The organism is Mesorhizobium sp. XAP4 (assembly GCF_029269325.1).
GTDB classification, from domain to species: domain Bacteria; phylum Pseudomonadota; class Alphaproteobacteria; order Rhizobiales; family Rhizobiaceae; genus Mesorhizobium; species Mesorhizobium ciceri.
Genome location: NZ_JARIXW010000002.1, coordinates 850,807 through 866,621, shown reverse-complemented (window position 1 = coordinate 866,621; position 15,815 = coordinate 850,807). Strand labels below are relative to the sequence as shown.

15 protein-coding genes are annotated in these 15,815 nt (G+C 63.6%); 10 read left to right on the top strand and 5 right to left on the bottom strand.

Translation table 11 applies throughout. The features are described from left to right. Positions 1-14: 14 nt before the first annotated feature. Together P3C39_RS13160 and P3C39_RS13155 are read right to left on the bottom strand one after the other, a co-directional pair. On the bottom strand, positions 15-1,181 hold the full coding sequence (locus P3C39_RS13160) for a diphosphate--fructose-6-phosphate 1-phosphotransferase (protein WP_275953200.1): 1,167 nt from the start codon (positions 1,179-1,181) through the stop codon (positions 15-17). Between the two features lie 100 nt (positions 1,182-1,281). Next, the gene (locus tag P3C39_RS13155) at positions 1,282-2,049 is read right to left on the bottom strand and encodes a L,D-transpeptidase (RefSeq protein ID WP_024501964.1); all 768 of its coding nucleotides are present in this window, start codon (positions 2,047-2,049) and stop codon (positions 1,282-1,284) included. 238 nt (positions 2,050-2,287) lie between these two features. Between P3C39_RS13155 and P3C39_RS13150 the strand changes: the two genes are divergently transcribed. Together P3C39_RS13150 and P3C39_RS13145 are read left to right on the top strand one after the other, a co-directional pair. Next, positions 2,288-2,410 (top strand): hypothetical protein, encoded by a 123-nt coding sequence (locus P3C39_RS13150; RefSeq protein WP_013528283.1) that lies wholly within the window; start codon positions 2,288-2,290, stop codon positions 2,408-2,410. Between the two features lie 96 nt (positions 2,411-2,506). Beyond that, a complete protein-coding gene (locus P3C39_RS13145) occupies positions 2,507-3,130 on the top strand; it encodes a LysE family translocator (protein WP_023761181.1) in 624 nt (207 codons plus the stop codon). 52 nt (positions 3,131-3,182) lie between these two features. On the opposite strand, the gene P3C39_RS13140 is transcribed toward P3C39_RS13145, so the two are convergent. After that, positions 3,183-5,972, bottom strand: coding sequence for an autotransporter outer membrane beta-barrel domain-containing protein (locus tag P3C39_RS13140; RefSeq protein ID WP_275953201.1), 2,790 nt, complete (start codon positions 5,970-5,972; stop codon positions 3,183-3,185). A 224-nt stretch (positions 5,973-6,196) separates the two neighbouring features. Between P3C39_RS13140 and P3C39_RS13135 the strand changes: the two genes are divergently transcribed. Beyond that, a complete protein-coding gene (locus P3C39_RS13135; protein WP_275953202.1) occupies positions 6,197-7,519 on the top strand; it encodes a tetratricopeptide repeat protein in 1,323 nt (440 codons plus the stop codon). Positions 7,520-7,601: 82 nt separating this feature from the next. Then, complete coding sequence (gene xylB, locus P3C39_RS13130; RefSeq protein ID WP_275953203.1) at positions 7,602-9,056, top strand: xylulokinase; 1,455 nt, start codon at positions 7,602-7,604, stop codon at positions 9,054-9,056. Positions 9,057-9,088: 32 nt separating this feature from the next. Here xylB and P3C39_RS13125 read toward each other — a convergent pair whose 3' ends face one another. Further along, entirely contained in the window at positions 9,089-9,451 is a 363-nt protein-coding gene (locus P3C39_RS13125) for a nuclear transport factor 2 family protein (protein ID WP_013528288.1), read from the bottom strand. Between the two features lie 112 nt (positions 9,452-9,563). Between P3C39_RS13125 and xylA the strand changes: the two genes are divergently transcribed. The 3 genes from xylA to P3C39_RS13110 all read left to right on the top strand — a co-directional run bounded on the left by xylA (position 9,564) and on the right by P3C39_RS13110 (position 12,072). Continuing rightward, complete coding sequence (xylA, locus tag P3C39_RS13120) at positions 9,564-10,889, top strand: xylose isomerase (protein WP_013528289.1); 1,326 nt, start codon at positions 9,564-9,566, stop codon at positions 10,887-10,889. 236 nt (positions 10,890-11,125) lie between these two features. Beyond that, positions 11,126-11,602, top strand: coding sequence for an N-acetyltransferase (locus tag P3C39_RS13115; protein ID WP_013528290.1), 477 nt, complete (start codon positions 11,126-11,128; stop codon positions 11,600-11,602). A 260-nt stretch (positions 11,603-11,862) separates the two neighbouring features. Next, entirely contained in the window at positions 11,863-12,072 is a 210-nt protein-coding gene (locus tag P3C39_RS13110; protein ID WP_013528291.1) for a hypothetical protein, read from the top strand. A gap of 11 nt (positions 12,073-12,083) precedes the next feature. Here the strand turns inward: P3C39_RS13110 and P3C39_RS13105 are convergent, their stop codons facing one another. After that, positions 12,084-13,064 carry a GlxA family transcriptional regulator gene (locus P3C39_RS13105; protein ID WP_275953204.1) on the bottom strand — a complete coding sequence of 327 codons (981 nt, stop codon included), beginning with the start codon at positions 13,062-13,064 and terminating at the stop codon, positions 12,084-12,086. A 77-nt stretch (positions 13,065-13,141) separates the two neighbouring features. On the opposite strand from P3C39_RS13105, the gene P3C39_RS13100 reads away from it, so the two are divergent. Genes P3C39_RS13100 through P3C39_RS13090 form a run of 3 tightly spaced genes read left to right on the top strand, consistent with a single transcriptional unit; the run spans position 13,142 to position 15,811 of the window. Next, a complete protein-coding gene (locus P3C39_RS13100) occupies positions 13,142-14,059 on the top strand; it encodes a 3-keto-5-aminohexanoate cleavage protein (protein WP_275953205.1) in 918 nt (305 codons plus the stop codon). 22 nt (positions 14,060-14,081) lie between these two features. Then, on the top strand, positions 14,082-14,711 hold the full coding sequence (locus tag P3C39_RS13095; protein ID WP_027161008.1) for an HD domain-containing protein: 630 nt from the start codon (positions 14,082-14,084) through the stop codon (positions 14,709-14,711). Further along, positions 14,708-15,811 (top strand): carnitine 3-dehydrogenase, encoded by a 1,104-nt coding sequence (locus P3C39_RS13090; RefSeq protein WP_024501970.1) that lies wholly within the window; start codon positions 14,708-14,710, stop codon positions 15,809-15,811. The genes P3C39_RS13095 and P3C39_RS13090 overlap by 4 nt, the downstream gene beginning before the upstream one ends. Positions 15,812-15,815 lie beyond the last annotated feature (4 nt).

The window sequence follows — 15,815 nt, the reverse complement described above, 5'->3', positions numbered from 1 at the left end:
GTGTGAGCCCGGCATCAGACGAAGGGCTTCCCGACCTTGTACTTTTCCGGCACCAGCCGCTTGAGATAGGCCATGCCGGCATCCGACAGCTGATTGACGTCGGGCTTCATGAAATCGTCCGGCATGTGGCGGGTCTTGCCGGCGACGTTCTTGAGCGGCACTTTCTTCAGCACCGTTCTGGTGCCGTCATATTGCAGCGCCACCGAGCCGCCGCCCTGTTCGGCGACGGTGACGGCGAAAGCGCCGGCATCGAAAGCCTCCTGCGCGTCGACCGCGCTGATAGCGCCGATATAGCCGCGCGGCATGTAGCCGAGCGCGTCGACGCGGGCACGTTTGCCCGGCAGGCCTTCCGCCAACGCGCGCTCGAGTGCGGCCGGCAGATCGCTGCCCGACAGCTTGACGTTGCCATGCGCGTCGCGCTCAAGCTTGTCCGGCGGCACCAGGCTTTCGACCAATGCCTTGCCGTCGGCGGTGCTGACGCCTTCCGAAACGGCGACGATGCAGCGCTTGTGGCGATCGAGCGTGGCACGCACGTCGTCGATGAAGCCAGCGGCCGAGAACGGCCGCTCGGGCACGTAGACGAGATGAGGGCCGCTGTCGGGGTCGAGCTGCCAGGCAGCGGCAGCCGCGGTCAGGAAGCCCGCATGCCGGCCCATGACGATGCCGACATAGATGCCGGGCAGCGCGCGAAAATCGAGATCGACGGACAGGAAGGCGCCGGCGACGAACTCGGCCGCCGAAATGAAGCCCGGCGTGTGGTCGTTTTCCTCGAGATCATTGTCGATGGTTTTTGGCGCATGAACAAAGGCAATTGAGCCGCCGGCGGCGTCGGTCAGGATCTGCTGGGTACCCGACGTGTCGTTGCCGCCGATATAGATGAAGGCGTCGGCGCCGGCCTTCTTCAGGCCGTTGAGGATGACATCGCAATAGGTGGCGTCGGGCTTGTCGCGCGTCGAGCCGAGGGCGGCGCTCGGCGTGCCGGCAATCAGCCGCAGGCGGTCTTCCGGAATGGCGGAAAGGTCGACATAATTGCCGTCACGGATGCCGCGCACGCCATGGATCGAGCCCAGCACCTTGGCACCGGGATGCCGCTTGCGGATCTCCAGCGTCGCCCCGACAACCGTCTGGTTGATGACGGCGGTTGGGCCGCCGCCCTGCGCGATGACAAACGTTCCAGCCATGCTTGATTTCTCCCGGCGCGATGGTTTTCAAGGCACCTTGGCCTGTCTTGCCGCATCGCGCAACGGGAGTTTCGAGCGGCGCCAACACGCCGCATAAGCGTCAGACGACGACGACCGGATTTTTCTTGGAGACGCGGCTGTAGAGGTCGATGATGTCCTGGTTGATCAGGCGCACGCAGCCCGACGACATCGCTTGCCCGATGCTCCACCATTCGGGCGAGCCGTGGATGCGATAGCCGGTGTCCTTGCCGTCCTGGTAGATGTAGAGGGCACGCGCGCCGAGCGGATTGGTTAGGCCGCCGGGCTGTCCGGCCTGCCATTTCACCAGTTCAGGCTTGCGGGCGATCATCTCCGGCGGCGGCGTCCAGGTCGGCCATTCCCTGCCGTACTGGATGTTGGCGCGGCCGGACCAGCGGAAACCGTCCTTGCCGATGCCGACGCCATAACGGATGGCATCGCCACCCGGCTGGACGAGATAGAGCATGCGCTCCTTGAGATGGACGACGATGGTGCCGGGCGCCTCGCCTGTCGTGTCGACGACGATCTGGCGGCGGAATTCCGGCTTGACCTTCAGATATGGCACTTCCGGCACGTTGAAGCCGCCGTCGGTCAGCCCGGCATACATGACCCCGGGGCTGGTGACGTTCTTGTCGACGCTGATGCTTGGCCGGATCGGCCGCACGGAACCCGTGGTGACGTCGTCGAGCTCGAGCGCCGGCAGGCCGCCGCCCGAGGTCGAGCAACCGGCGGCGCTCAGCAGCGCAAGCGCCCCTGCCCCGGACAGGATGGCGCGGCGGGAAAGATGATGATCGGTTTCGATTGCGTCGCCATTTCGCGGCGGCGTCAGACCTTGCGGCAACTCACGCATATACCCAGACCCTACGCTGTCGGCGGGAAGCACGGTCCGGCCGGATAGCGGGCATTTTCCTCATTCATGGTTGATAAAGCGTGAAGACCTTGCACAGCCTGCATTTGCGCATGGCCTTGACGATGTTCGACCTTCTTGCCTGAACTTGAGCGCAGGCTGCTGCACAAAAAGACCTCGGTCGAGTCATATTCCCGGCGCCGGCGTCTCCTACTCCTCGAACCATCAGCGAGGGGCCTCCATGTGCAAGACCTTAAAAACCGACATCAAGCTTTTTGCCGCTGCCATTGTCGCGGCGGCTACCGTTCTCGGTGCCAATGTCAGCCTGGCCGATATAGTGAGCACGCTGAGCGGCGCGAACTGACACCGATCTGCCGCTGGCGCAGTTAGGGAAATCGCCTCTTTACATTCTCCCGGGCCTAAGGATTTATCCTCTTCTTTAAGCTCAAAGGAGACGAGCATGTCCTTCGAAAACTGGGCCGCCTTCGCTGCCGCATCGACGATCCTTCTCATCATTCCGGGACCGACCATCCTTCTCGTCGTGTCCTATGCGCTGGGCCAGGGCTGGCGTACCGCTCTGCCGATGGCCGTCGGCGTGGCGTTGGGGGATTTCACTGCGATGACGTTGTCGATGCTGGGTATCGGCGCGCTGCTGGCGGCCTCGGCGACCGTCTTCACCATCCTGAAGCTGATCGGCGCCGGTTATCTGATCTATCTTGGCGTGAAACTGTTTCGCGCCGGCGGCGCGTTGAAGGCCGAACCGCGCACCGACGCGGTCTCCTCGGCCAAGATGATGGCGCACGCCTGGCTGGTCACCGCGCTCAACCCGAAAAGCATCACGTTCTTCGTTGCTTTCCTGCCGCAGTTCCTCGACCGGCACGCCGATTTCTGGACGCAGATGCTGATCTTCGAGACGACCTTCCTGGCGCTCGCCTTCGCCAATGCCTTCGGCTATGCGCTGATCGCGGCACGCGCACGCAACGTGGTGCGCAATCCCAAGGCGATCCGCATCTTCAACCGCACCGGCGGCACGCTGCTGGTCGGCGCCGGCATCGCCACGGTGGCGATGCGTTCCAGCAATTAAGCTGTCTTTTTGATCATGATCCCGAAACTGGTTTTCGGGATCATGAACGGCCTTACCATTTGACGCTGAAGCCCAGATTGCCTTCGAGGATCCGACGCTTGTCGCCACCGAGATTGGTGGTGTAGTCGCCGGTGGCGAAGATGCTGACCTTGTCCGTCACCTTGGCAATCACGCCGCCGCCGAACTCGAACGAGGTCGATCTGCCCTCGGTCGAGATGTCGGTGGTGTCGAAATTCACATGGCTGGTGCCGCCGAAATCGTGCCAGATGTTGGCCTTGAGATACGGCTGCAGCGCCATGCCATTGATCGCTGTTTCGCCTTGCAGCCGTGCGCCGAGCCGGCCGGTCACGCTGCCGTCCGTATCGAAGGAAACCGAAGCAAAGCGGTCCGACGCATCGTCGAGCGACAATTGCTGCCAGACCAGTTGCGCCTGCGGTTCAAGCGTCCAGCCTTGCGCCAGCGCGATGGGATAGCCGCCTTCCAGCGAAGCGGTGACGCCGGTCCCGCCGACGTCGATGCCAATGTCGCGCGACGATGTTGCGTTGCCGCCGAAGAAGGTGGCCATGAGGACGCCGTCCAGGTACCAGCCACCCTGACCGATCCGGGTCCAGTAGCCGCCGATACTGGTGCCGTTGATATCCATGCTGCCGACGGACAGATTGTCCCTGCCCAGCGCCTGGCCGCGCACGTCGCCATTCATGCTGGCATAGGCGACGAACAGGCCGGCGCGATCGGTCTGGCCCGACGCGGTTTCGCGGCCGAACAGATCGAAGCCCGCCTGGAGGCCGAACAGGGTGCCGTCAAAGGACGGCGATACCGTTCCTGAATAGGCCATCTTGCTGTCCTGACCGAAGATGCGGCCCCAGACCGGCGACAGCTCGGTGTTCGACAACAGGCTCTGCTCGCCGCGCCGTTCGTGGAATGTGCCGAGCGTCGTCATCGCCAGATGTTCGGCGACCGGCGGCAAGGCCGAATAGACCGGAACCTCGATGCGATAGAGCAGGATTTCCTCGCCCGCCGACGGTGTCGGCAGGTCGGGCACCTCAGTTGGCACCACCGGCGGCGGCGGGGGCGGATCCGCCACTGGTGCCGGTGGTGGTGCCGGTGGTGTCGCGGGCGGCGGATCGGTCGGCACGACCGGCGGCGCCGGATCAACCGGATCGGGATCGCCGGGGGTGGATTCCGGCGGAGGCGGCGGCGCAGGGTCGATGGGCGGCGGCGGCGGCGGTTCGGCCGCCGGCGGCTCAGGTGCCGGCGGCGGAGCAGGCTCCAGCGCCGGCGGGGCTGCGGCCGGCGGGGCCGGCGTGTTCAGCGTCGAGCGCAGGTACCAGTTCTCCTCGCTGCCGGCGCTGACGCCGCCCTTGAACAGATAATATTCAAAGGCCCCGGCGGCGACCGGGGCGTCGAGCGCGAATGTCGTGGCGCCCGAGGTGGCGCCGTTGATTGCCTGGATGACCATGATGCCGTCCTGCGTGGTCGCAGCCCCCGCGCCGCCGAGATTGACCACGGAGATGCCGGTCGAACCGGAAGCCGTTCCGCTCGACAGGACCAACTTGTCGGATGCGGAGGAATCGTCACCGAGCTCGGTCTGGATAAGCAGCAGGCCACCCAGGCCGACATAATTGCCCGAAATCGTCAGGCTGTCGGTGGCGCCGGTGCTGCCATTGGTCAGGTCGATGCGGCCGGCATTGGTGACCTGAGCCAGCTGGCCTGCCGTAAACGCCTGGATCGCCGCATTGAAGCCGCCGCCATAGAGCGTGCTTGCGGCATCGACACTGAGCGAACCCGTGCCGGTGCCGCTGTCGCCGAGCACCAGATTGCTGTCCATCGTCAGCTGGGTGTCATTGGTGGCGTCGATGCTTTCCCAGTTCTGGAGCCGGCTGACGCCATCCAGTTTGACGTTGTCCAGGGTCAGCGCATCGGTGCCGGCACCACCTGATATGGCATCCGTGGCACCGAGATTGGCGTTGGTGAGGTTGCTGAGCCTGGCGGTGTCGTTATCGCCGCCGAGATCGACGGAACCATAGACGATGCCGCCACCGTTCCAGACGAAATTGTCGGCGCCAAAGCTCATCAGTATATCGCCACCGACCGTGCCGCCGGTGACCGTGACGCTGTCATTGCCGCCGCTGACGCTGATGTTGCCGCCGATGGTGCCGCCCGACAGGATGATCGTGTCCTTGTCGAAGCCAGTGACGAGGTTGCGGTCGATGGTGCCGCCTGACATGTTGAAATAGTTCTGATCGAGCTTCATGTTGACCCGGCCGATGCGGCCACCGGTCATCACGGCGTGGTCGCCATCGTCGAAGAAATCGACGATGCGTCCGCCGGTCATGGTGAAGGTGTCGAGGCCGTCGCCCTGGTTGAGCGAGCCGATCTGGCCGCCGCTCATGTTGAAGTCGTCGATGCCGGCGCCCTGCTGGACATTGCCGGTGACGGTGCCCGCGCCAATTTTGAAGAAATCCGTGCCGCCACCCTGATCGACGGTGCCGGTTATGGTGCCTGACTGCATGTCGATGCGGTCCGTGCCGACGCCAAAGGTCACATTGCCTGATATCTGCCCGGTGCCGCCGGCGGGAAAATTCAGCGTGTTGTCGCCGTCGAGATCGGTGAGGCTGCCGCCTGAGTCGCCGCTGTCACAGGTGTAGACGGTGTTTCCGGCGGATGGAGCCAGCACGCATGCGGCAAACGCGGCGGAGTTGGGCAGCAACGCAAAAGCTGTAGTTGAGAGGATGCTAATAAGCCACGGATGTAACGGATGCGGCTTTCGCCATTGCGAAGCAATTGTCACCTGCGCATCCGCCGAACGACTGTTCGGAAGCGAGTTCTTCACATGCCGCATCGCGTCCCCTCTCGATTCGCGATTTCCAGCCCCCGCCAGCCGCCGCAATGAAGACACAATTCATTCAATTTTACAAAGCCTAATCTGCCCCGCATGGTTGCTAAACTGCAAAGACTACTGAAAGGTCTGGCGTAGCGCACGGTTGGCGTGTCCGTGGCCTATGCTTTAGGATCGGTTTGGGCCGAAGGATCAAGGGCCTGTCACGGGTCGATAAAGGACATCGCATGGCAATCAGGGACGCATTCGGCCTGGCACTTTCGGGCGCGACGGAGGCGGGATTCACGCCTTACAACCAGGCAGTGCGTGAACTGCAGTGCTTCATCGGCGATCCCGTAGCCTCCGTCGACCGGGCCATCGCGGAAGATCCCGGCTTCGTCATGGCCCATGTCTTCAAGGGATACCTGTTCGGCCTCGCCACCGAGCGGGAGGCGACGGCCGTGGCCAAGGCTTGCCATGAGGCCGCACTGCCGCTTGCCGCGACCACGCGCGAGCGGGCGCATGTCTCGGCCCTTGGCCATCTCGCCAGCGGGCGCTGGCATGAGGCCAGCCGCGTTCTCGAGGACATCACCATCGAGACCCCGCGCGACGGGCTGGCGCTGCAGGTCGGCCACCAGATCGATTTCTTCACCGGCAATGCCCGCATGCTGCGCGACCGCATCGCTCGTGCCCTGCCTTCGTGGCAAAGCGGCATGCCCGGCTACCACGCCATGCTCGGCATGCAGGCTTTCGGGCTGGAGGAAATGGGTGACTATGTCAGGGCCGAGCAGCTTGGCCGCGAGGCAGTCGACATCGAGCCGCGCGACGGCTGGGCGCAGCACGCCGTCGCCCATGTCATGGAGATGCAAAGCCGGCAAAGGGATGGCATTGCCTGGATGCGCGCCAATCCGGAAGCGTGGACACGGGAGAGCTTCCTGCAGGTCCACAATTGGTGGCACCTGGCGCTGTTCCACTATGATCTCGGCGAGACCGACGCGGTGCTGGCCCTCTATGACGGCCCTATCTACAGCGTGCAATCGACGATGGCGCTCAACATGGTCGATGCCTCGGCAATCCTGTGGCGGCTCCACCTCGGCGGCGTCGATGTCGGCGACCGCTGGGCGGCGCTCGCCGCCAACTGGGGCAAGGCGGGAGCGGGCCTTTATGCCTTCAACGACGCCCACGCGATGATGGCCTTCGTGGGTGCCGGGTTAGATGCGCCGGCCCTCGCCTTGCTCGAGGCTCAGCGCGAGGCCATGCGTGGCATCGACGACAATGCGGCTTTCACGCGGGATGTCGGCCATCCGCTGACGCTCGCCATCAAGGCATTCGGTGAGGGCAGCTATGCCGAGACCGCGCGCCTGATCCGGCCGATCCGCGCGATCGCACATCGTTTCGGTGGCAGCCACGCCCAGCGCGACGTCATCGACCTGACGCTGATCGAGGCGGCCTTGCGCGCCGGTGAGGGTGCGCTGGCCAGGGCGCTCACGGCGGAGCGTTCGATGGCGCGGCCCGACAGTCCGCTGTCAGCGCTGTTTGTGCGACGCGCCGCCGATTTGTCGGAGAATTGACCCGAAGCGGATCTTGTTTTAAAAACTGGCCAAGCCAGATTTTTTCGAGACCCGAAAAAATTAACTGGCGTGGGAGGAAGACATGTATCTGGGCCTCGATCTCGGGACGTCGGGCGTCAAGGCGCTGCTGATCGATGCCGGGCAAACCGTCATCGGTTCCGGCCATGGTTCGCTTGATGTTTCACGGCCGCACCCCGGCTGGTCGGAACAGAATCCCGAGCACTGGATCCGGGCCTGCGAAGACGCAATCGCCGAGCTCAAATCCTCCCATCCGCATGAACTCGCGGCAGTCAAGGGCATTGGCCTGTCCGGCCAGATGCATGGCGCCACGCTGCTTGACGCCGCCGACAAGGTGCTGCGCCCCTGCATCCTGTGGAACGACACGCGCAGCCATGCCGAGGCCGCCGTCCTCGATGCCGATCCGCGTTTCCGCGTCCTGACCGGCAACATCGTCTTTCCCGGGTTCACCGCGCCGAAACTGGCCTGGGTGAAGAACAACGAGCCCGCTGTCTTCGCCAAGGTCGCAAAAGTGCTGCTGCCCAAGGATTTCCTGCGGCTCTGGCTTTCGGGCGAGCACATTTCGGAAATGTCGGATTCTGCCGGCACGTCCTGGCTCGATGTCGGCAAGCGGCGCTGGAGTGCGGATTTGCTCGCGGCGACATCGCTCGATGAAAAGCAGATGCCGTCGCTGGTCGAGGGTACGCAGAAGGCAGGCGCGTTGCGCAGCGAATTGGCATCGAAGTGGGGCGTTCAGGCCGGCATTCCGATCGCCGGTGGCGCCGGCGACAACGCGGCCTCGGCCTGCGGCATGGGCACGGTTGGCGCCGGCCACGCTTTTGTTTCGCTCGGCACGTCGGGTGTGCTGTTTGCCGCCAACGCTTCCTACCTGCCCAACCCGGCTAGCGCGGTTCACACCTTCTGCCACGCGCTTCCGAACACCTGGCACCAGATGGGGGTCATCCTGTCGGCAACCGATTCGCTCAACTGGCTGTCGGAAATCACCGGGAAGAGCGCCGGCGAGTTGACCACTGAGCTCGGCGACACATTGAAGGCGCCGAGCGGCGTGTCCTTCCTGCCATACCTCTCGGGTGAGCGCACGCCCTACAATGATTCCGCCATTCGCGGCGCGTTCACCGGGCTGGCGCATCAATCGAGCCGTGCCGTGCTGACCCAGGCCGTGCTGGAGGGTGTAGCCTTTGCCTTCCGCGACAGCCTCGAAGCGCTGGCCACGGCCGGCACAGCCTTGACGCGGGTGACGGCGATCGGCGGCGGTTCGCGCTCACGCTACTGGTTGAAGGCGATTGCCACCGCGCTTCAACTGCCTGTCGACATTCCTGCCGACGGCGATTTCGGCGCCGCCTTTGGTGCCGCGCGGCTCGGCCTGATCGCGGCGACGGGTGCCGATCCGCTCGAAATCTGTACGGCCCCGAGGACGGACGCAACTATCGAACCGGATGCGGCGCTCGGCGGCGCCTATGCCGATGCCTATCAGCGCTACCGGGCGCTTTATCCGGCAATCAAGGTCGCCACGGCGTGAGCGATCTTTCGCCCACGCCGCGGCTGTCCGGCTCACTGCGCCGGCACCTTGTCGAGAAAACCGGTGACGCTCTTGAGGCGGCCGTTCTCGATGATTCCGATGTCGGTACCTTCGATCACCGAAGGCGTCCCCTCAGGTCCGAGATTCCACGAGAAGCGGATCTTGTCGGCAAAACCGTCCGGCGTACCCTTCAGCGAGAACCGGAAACCGGCAAAGCGCTGCTGCACGCCGTCGATCAGAGCCGCGACGCCTTCATGGCCATCACCCTGCATGAGCGGATCGCGGTAGCTGACGTCTTCCGTGAAGGTCGCCTTGAGCAATTCGGCCCGGCGGCCGGCATCGCTTTCGTTCCAGGCGGTGATGTAGTTTTTAGCGATCTTGGTGAGGTCGGTCATGGTCTGTCTCCTTCGTTTGGTGGCTTTGACATGACCCTTTTCAACCAGCGCCGGCGTGAAACCAATTACGCCTGAGGTAATGGCGTCAGAACTTTGTGAGAGGACAGAAATCATGAGCAGTGGATTTTTCGGCGACATCCAGAAGATCAAATATGAAGGGCCGGATTCGACCAATCCGCTGGCCTATAGGTTCTACAATCCCGATGAGGTCGTCGCCGGCAAGCGGCTGGAAGATCATCTGCGCTTCGCCGTTGCCTACTGGCACTCCTTTGCCTGGCCGGGTGGCGATCCGTTCGGCGGCCAGACTTTCGACCGGCCGTGGTTTCCCAAGGCCGGCGGCGTCGACACGATGGAGCTGGCAAAACTGAAAGCAGACGTCGCCTTCGAGATGTTCTCGTTGCTCGGCGCGCCCTACTTCTGCTTCCACGACGCCGATGTACGGCCGGAAGGCAAGGATTTTTCCGAGAGTGCGGCGCGCCTCGATGAGATCGCCGACTACTTCGCGGGCAAGATGAAGCAGACCGGCGTCAAGCTGCTTTGGGGCACCGCCAATCTGTTCTCCAACCGCCGCTTCATGTCGGGCGCGGCCACCAATCCCGATCCGGATGTCTTTGCCTACGCGGCGGCGACGGTGAAAAGCTGTATCGACGTCACCAAGCGGCTGAAGGGCGAAAACTACGTGCTGTGGGGCGGGCGCGAAGGCTATGAGACCCTGCTCAACACCGACCTTGCGCGCGAGCAGGAACAGGCCGGCCGGTTCCTCAGCATAGTCGTCGACTACAAGCACAAGATCGGCTTCAAGGGCACGATCCTGATCGAGCCGAAGCCGCAGGAGCCAACCAAGCATCAGTACGATTACGATGTCGCCACGGTCTACGGCTTCCTCAAGCGCTTCGGGCTGGAGAAGGAGGTCAAGGTCAATATCGAGCAGGGCCACGCCATCCTGGCCGGCCATTCCTTCGAGCACGAACTGGCTCTGGCCAATGCGCTCGGCATTTTCGGTTCGATCGATATGAATCGCAACGACTACCAGTCGGGCTGGGACACCGACCAGTTCCCCAACAACGTGCCGGAAATGGCACTGGCCTACTACCAAGTCCTGCAGGCTGGCGGCTTCAAGACCGGCGGCACCAATTTCGACGCCAAGCTGCGCCGCCAGTCGCTCGATCCGCAGGACCTGCTGATCGGCCATATCGGCGGCATGGACTCTTGCGCTCGCGGCCTGAAAGCCGCGGCGCGCATGGTCGAGGACAAGGCACTGTCGGCGCCGCTGGCCGAACGCTATGCCGGCTGGAACACGGCCGAGGGCAAGGCGATGCTTGCCGGCAAGCGCACGCTTGAGGATATCGCCGAGCGTGTCGTCAAGAAGAAGATCGAGCCGCAGCCGAGGTCCGGCCGCCAGGAACTGCTGGAAAACATCGTCAACCGCTACGTGTAGGGCGAGCGCCGCTTCATCTTTGGACCGACATCCGGCGCCACTGGCTGAAAGCCGCCGCCATCGCCATCTGCTAGTCAGCCCACTTCGCGACAAGCTGCCGAGGATCGCACAGATCTTCGGCAGCCTGCGTGGGACCAGGACGCTACACGTGTCACCGAAAGAGGGCCCGTGCGGCGGCATGTCGTCGTCCCAAATCGCTGTGCACTTTGGGCGACATGCATTGGCAGGAGACGGAAATGGCAGAGGATCGAATCATCGTGCGCCCGGCGCAGGCGAGCGATATTCCGGCGCTGAAGCAGGTGCTGCAGGAAACCTTCGAAGGCACCTGGCTGCCGAACATCACCGAAGCAGCCGCGCAACGCTATGTCGAGACGGATATTGGCGGGCGCTATGTCGACCAGAGCTGGCCTGAATTCGCCGTTGCCGAGATCGATGGCGAGGTCGCCGGCTTGATCCATTGGCGCGCGGATTTCATCGAGGCCCTGCACGTGATGGCATCCCGTCAAGGCCAAGGTGTCGGCCGCAAGCTGCTTTCCCATGCCGAACAGGCGGTCAGTGCGGCCGGATTGGCGCAGGCGCGGCTGGAGACCGACACGTTCAACCTGCCCGCACAAGCACTCTACAAAGCGGTCGGCTATATCGAGAAAAGCCGCTATCCCGATGACGAATGGGACAGTGGCTTCACCACGGTGCTGTTCGAAAAGCGGCTTTGAGCAATTCCAGGAAAAGTGGGTAACGGTTTCCCCGGGAAAAGCGTACAGCGCTTTGCCTTGGGAATTGCGCAATCCAACAATAGATTTCTCGTTGACCTGACCTGCCTGGGCGCAGGAACAGCTTTGCGCATGGCCCGGTCCAGCGACATGGTTTTGCCCTTCGACGCCCTTCAATGACCTCGCTCTTGCCTTCAAACTGCCGTCACGAATCTCGTATAAGAGTGGCTCGTGGCGGGAGAGGAAGAAGGAGGCGAACCGATATGCAGAACGAACGTGAAATCGACGCCCTGCTCTCACCTGGCGAGGCTGGATCGATCATCGACCGGCTGATGGCAATGCCGCATCCGAAGGACGGCACGCGCCGCTCGAACGAATGGGATCGCGCTGTGGCCAGCCGTTTCGAGACCCATCTTGCCAAGCAAATGCGCTCGCAGATCGACGGCGGCAGCGACCGTCAGAACGCTGCCTGATTCTATCATAGTCAGCTCCGGCGCAGCCTGACCGGCGCTTCGCCGAAAGCCCTTGAAAACGCTCTTGAAAACGCCGCGGCGGATGAGAATCCGGTCCGCCCGGCAATATCGGCCATGGCGATCCTTGTATCGACCACCAGCCGGCGCGCGGCGCCCAGGCGCAGCCTGAGGTAATAGGCGCCCGGTGTCTCGCCGATCGATTTGCGAAAGATGCTCTCCAGCGTCCGTGCCGTCACGCCGGCGCGCTTGGCCACCGCTTCAATGGTCAGCGGCTGGTCGACATGCGCTTCCATCAGCCGGATCGCTTGCGCCAGCCGCGGATCGTAGCCATCGAGCCGGCCGAGCGAGACCAGCGGCTGTGCGTCGGTGGCGGCGCGCGCCTGGTCGTAGATGAAGACGCTGGCGACATCGAGCGCGACGGCCATGCCGAGCCTCGTGCGGATGAGATGCAGCATCAGGTCGAAGGTCGGCGACGCGCCGCCCGAGGTGAACACCGGCCCGTCGATAACATAGCGGTCAGGGCGGACATCGACGCCGGGGAATGCCGAGGAAAAATCCTCCATGTCCTCCCAGTGGGTGGTGGCGCTGCGTCCTTCCAGCAGGCCGGCGCGCGCCACCAGCCAGGTGCCGGCTTCGACACCGCCGCAAGCGCGTGCTGTCCGTGCGGCCCGGCGCAGGCCGGACAACAGAGCCGAGGTTGCATAGTTCTGGGTGCCGAAGCCGGCGACGACGACAAGAACGTCGGTCGACTCGCCCGCATCGAAGCGGCCGCCGACCGCCACCGGCAGGCCGCAAGTGGTGACTGGAGCCTCGCCGGTCACCGAGACCAGCTTGAAATCGAACAGGGTCTCGCCGGAGATGCGGTTGGCCGCGCGCAGTGGATCGACGGCGGATGCGACGCACATGATCGACGAACCGGAAAATACCAGCAGCGTCACCCTAAGCGGCGAGCGCTCGGCGCGAAAGATCGTTGGTTTTTCGCTTTTCGTCATGGAAGCTTCGTAAAACGCAAAACAGTTTCCGGCAAGTCGGGCATTGTTGAGGGCTATTTCTTTCGGAGGAGAGTTCCATGCCGCTTGCGATGAACCGTGAGGTCTTCATTACCTGTGCCGTGACCGGGTCCGGCGGGTCGCAGGACCGCAGCCCGCATGTGCCGCGCTCGCCCAAGCAGATCGCGGATTCCGCCATCGATGCGGCCAAGGCGGGCGCCGCCATCGTGCATTGCCATGTGCGCGATCCCGAGACCGGTAGGCCGAGGCGCGACGTACATCTCTACCGCGAAGTGACCGAGCGCATCCGCGCGGCAGAAGTCGACGTCATCCTGAACCTGACCGCCGGCATGGGCGGCGACATGGTGTTCGGATCGCCGGAAGCGCCGCTGCCGCTCAACGAAAAAGGCACCGACATGGGCGGTGCCACCAACCGCATGGAACATGTGCGCCAATGCCTGCCGGAAATCTGCACACTCGACTGCGGCACCATGAATTTCGCCGAGGCCGACTATGTCATGACCAACACGCCCGGCATGCTGCGCGCCATGGGCGGCATGATGACGGCGCTCGGCGTCAAGCCGGAGATCGAGGCTTTCGACACCGGCCATCTGTGGTTCGCCAAGCAACTGGTCGAGGAAAAGGTGCTCAACCCGGATGCGCTGGTGCAGCTTTGCATGGGCGTGCCGTGGGGTGCGCCTGACGACCTCAACACCTTCATGGCCATGGTCAACAATGTGCCGTCGACCTGGAACTGGTCGGCCTTCGCCATCGGCCGCAATCAGATGGCCTATGCCGCGGCGGCGGTGCTGGCCGGCGGCAATGTCCGCGTCGGCCTCGAAGACAATCTGTGGCTCGACAAGGGCGTGCTGGCCACCAACGCACAGCTGGTCGAGCGCGCCGCCAGCATCGTCACCAATCTCGGCGCCAGAATCATTGGACCGGAAGAGGTACGGCAGAAGCTCAACCTCACCAAGCGGGCGCCGATCGCGGCATAGATTATTCGTCGGGAGGGTCGGCATGACTACCGTAAAATTCACCGCGATGAAGGATGGCGACCGGGACGACTACGAGTTCCTGACCGCGCATGAAATCGACTATGCGGCCAGGACCGGCGAGCGGCTGGTCGACGCGCTGGTGCAGCTCGACGCGGGTCTTTCCGGCTACAAGATCACCCGGCTCGGCCATTCGCTGCAGGCAGCGACACGTGCCTGGCGCGACGGCGCAGACACCGACTGGATCGCTTGCGCGCTGCTGCACGACATCGGCGACATCTATGCGCCTTACAATCACGACGAATATGCCGCTTCGATCCTGAAACCTTTCGTGCGCGAGCAATGCACTTGGGTGGTGGAAAAGCATGGCGACTTCCAGCGGCTCTATTATGCCCATCATCTCGGCGGCAACCGCCACGCCCGCGACCGCTTTGCCGGCCATGCTTATTTCGACGATTGCGACCAGTTTTGCGAACGCTGGGACCAGTCCAGCTTCGACCCCGACTATGACACGCTGTCGATGGAATTCTTCCGGCCCTTCGTGCTCGAAGTCTTTGCCCGCAAGGCCTACGATCCCTCGGTGATCCGAGCCGGCGAGCGCGTGCCCCTCATCGATCCCGCAACCGCCGCGACAAGAACCGGAGCTTCAGCATGAGCATCATCAACAAGGCAGCCGCCATCGGCGGCGGTGTGATCGGCGCCGGCTGGGTGGCGCGCCTGCTGCTCAACGGCATCGACGTGTCGATCTTCGATCCCGATCCCGAGGCGTCGCGCAAGGTCGGCGAAGTGATGAAGGGCGCGCGCCGCGCCTACAAGCAGATGGTGCCCGGCGGCCTGCCGAAAGAGGGCAAGCTGACCTTCGCCAAGACCATCGCCGAAGCGGTCGCCGATGCCGATTTCATCCAGGAGAGCGTGCCGGAGCGGCTCGACCTGAAACACCGCGTGCTGGCCGAGATCGACGCTCACGCGCCGGCCAACGCGATTGTCGGCTCCTCGACTTCCGGCATCAAGCCGACCGACATGCAGGTGGCGATGAAGAAGCATCCGGAGCGGCTGGTCGTCGGCCATCCGTTCAACCCGGTCTATCTCCTGCCGCTGGTGGAGATCGTCGGTGGCGAGCAGACCTTCCCCGAGGCGATCGAGGTCGCCAAGGAGATGTATGCCTCGATCGGCATGAAGCCTGTCGTCATCCGCAAGGAGATCGAGGCCTTCGTCGGCGACCGCCTGCTCGAAGCGGCATGGCGCGAGGCGCTGTGGCTGATCAAGGACGGCATCTGCACGGTCGAGGAACTCGACGACATCATGCGCTACGGCTTCGGCCTGCGCTGGGCGCAGATGGGCATGTTCCAGGTCTATCGCGTCGCCGGCGGCGAGGCCGGCATGCGCCATTTCATGGCGCAGTTCGGGCCGTGCCTGAAATGGCCATGGACCAAGCTGATGGACGTGCCTGAGTTCAACGACGAACTGGTCGACCTGATCGCCACGCAGTCGGACGAACAGGCGCATGGGCTGTCGATCCGCGAGCTGGAAAAGATCCGCGACGACAATCTGGTCGCCATCATGGATGCGCTGTCGAAACAAAACAAAGGCAAGGGCTGGGGCGCCGGCGCGCTGCATAAGGACTATACCAGGCAGCTGGCCAAGCTGGCGGCGAAGAAGCCCATGGCCTCCAAGGCGGCCGAGAAGGCCAAAGCCTTGAAACCGGTCAAGAAAGCCGAAAAGCCGAAGAAAAAGACCGGCAAGAAGAAAGGCTGAGAGC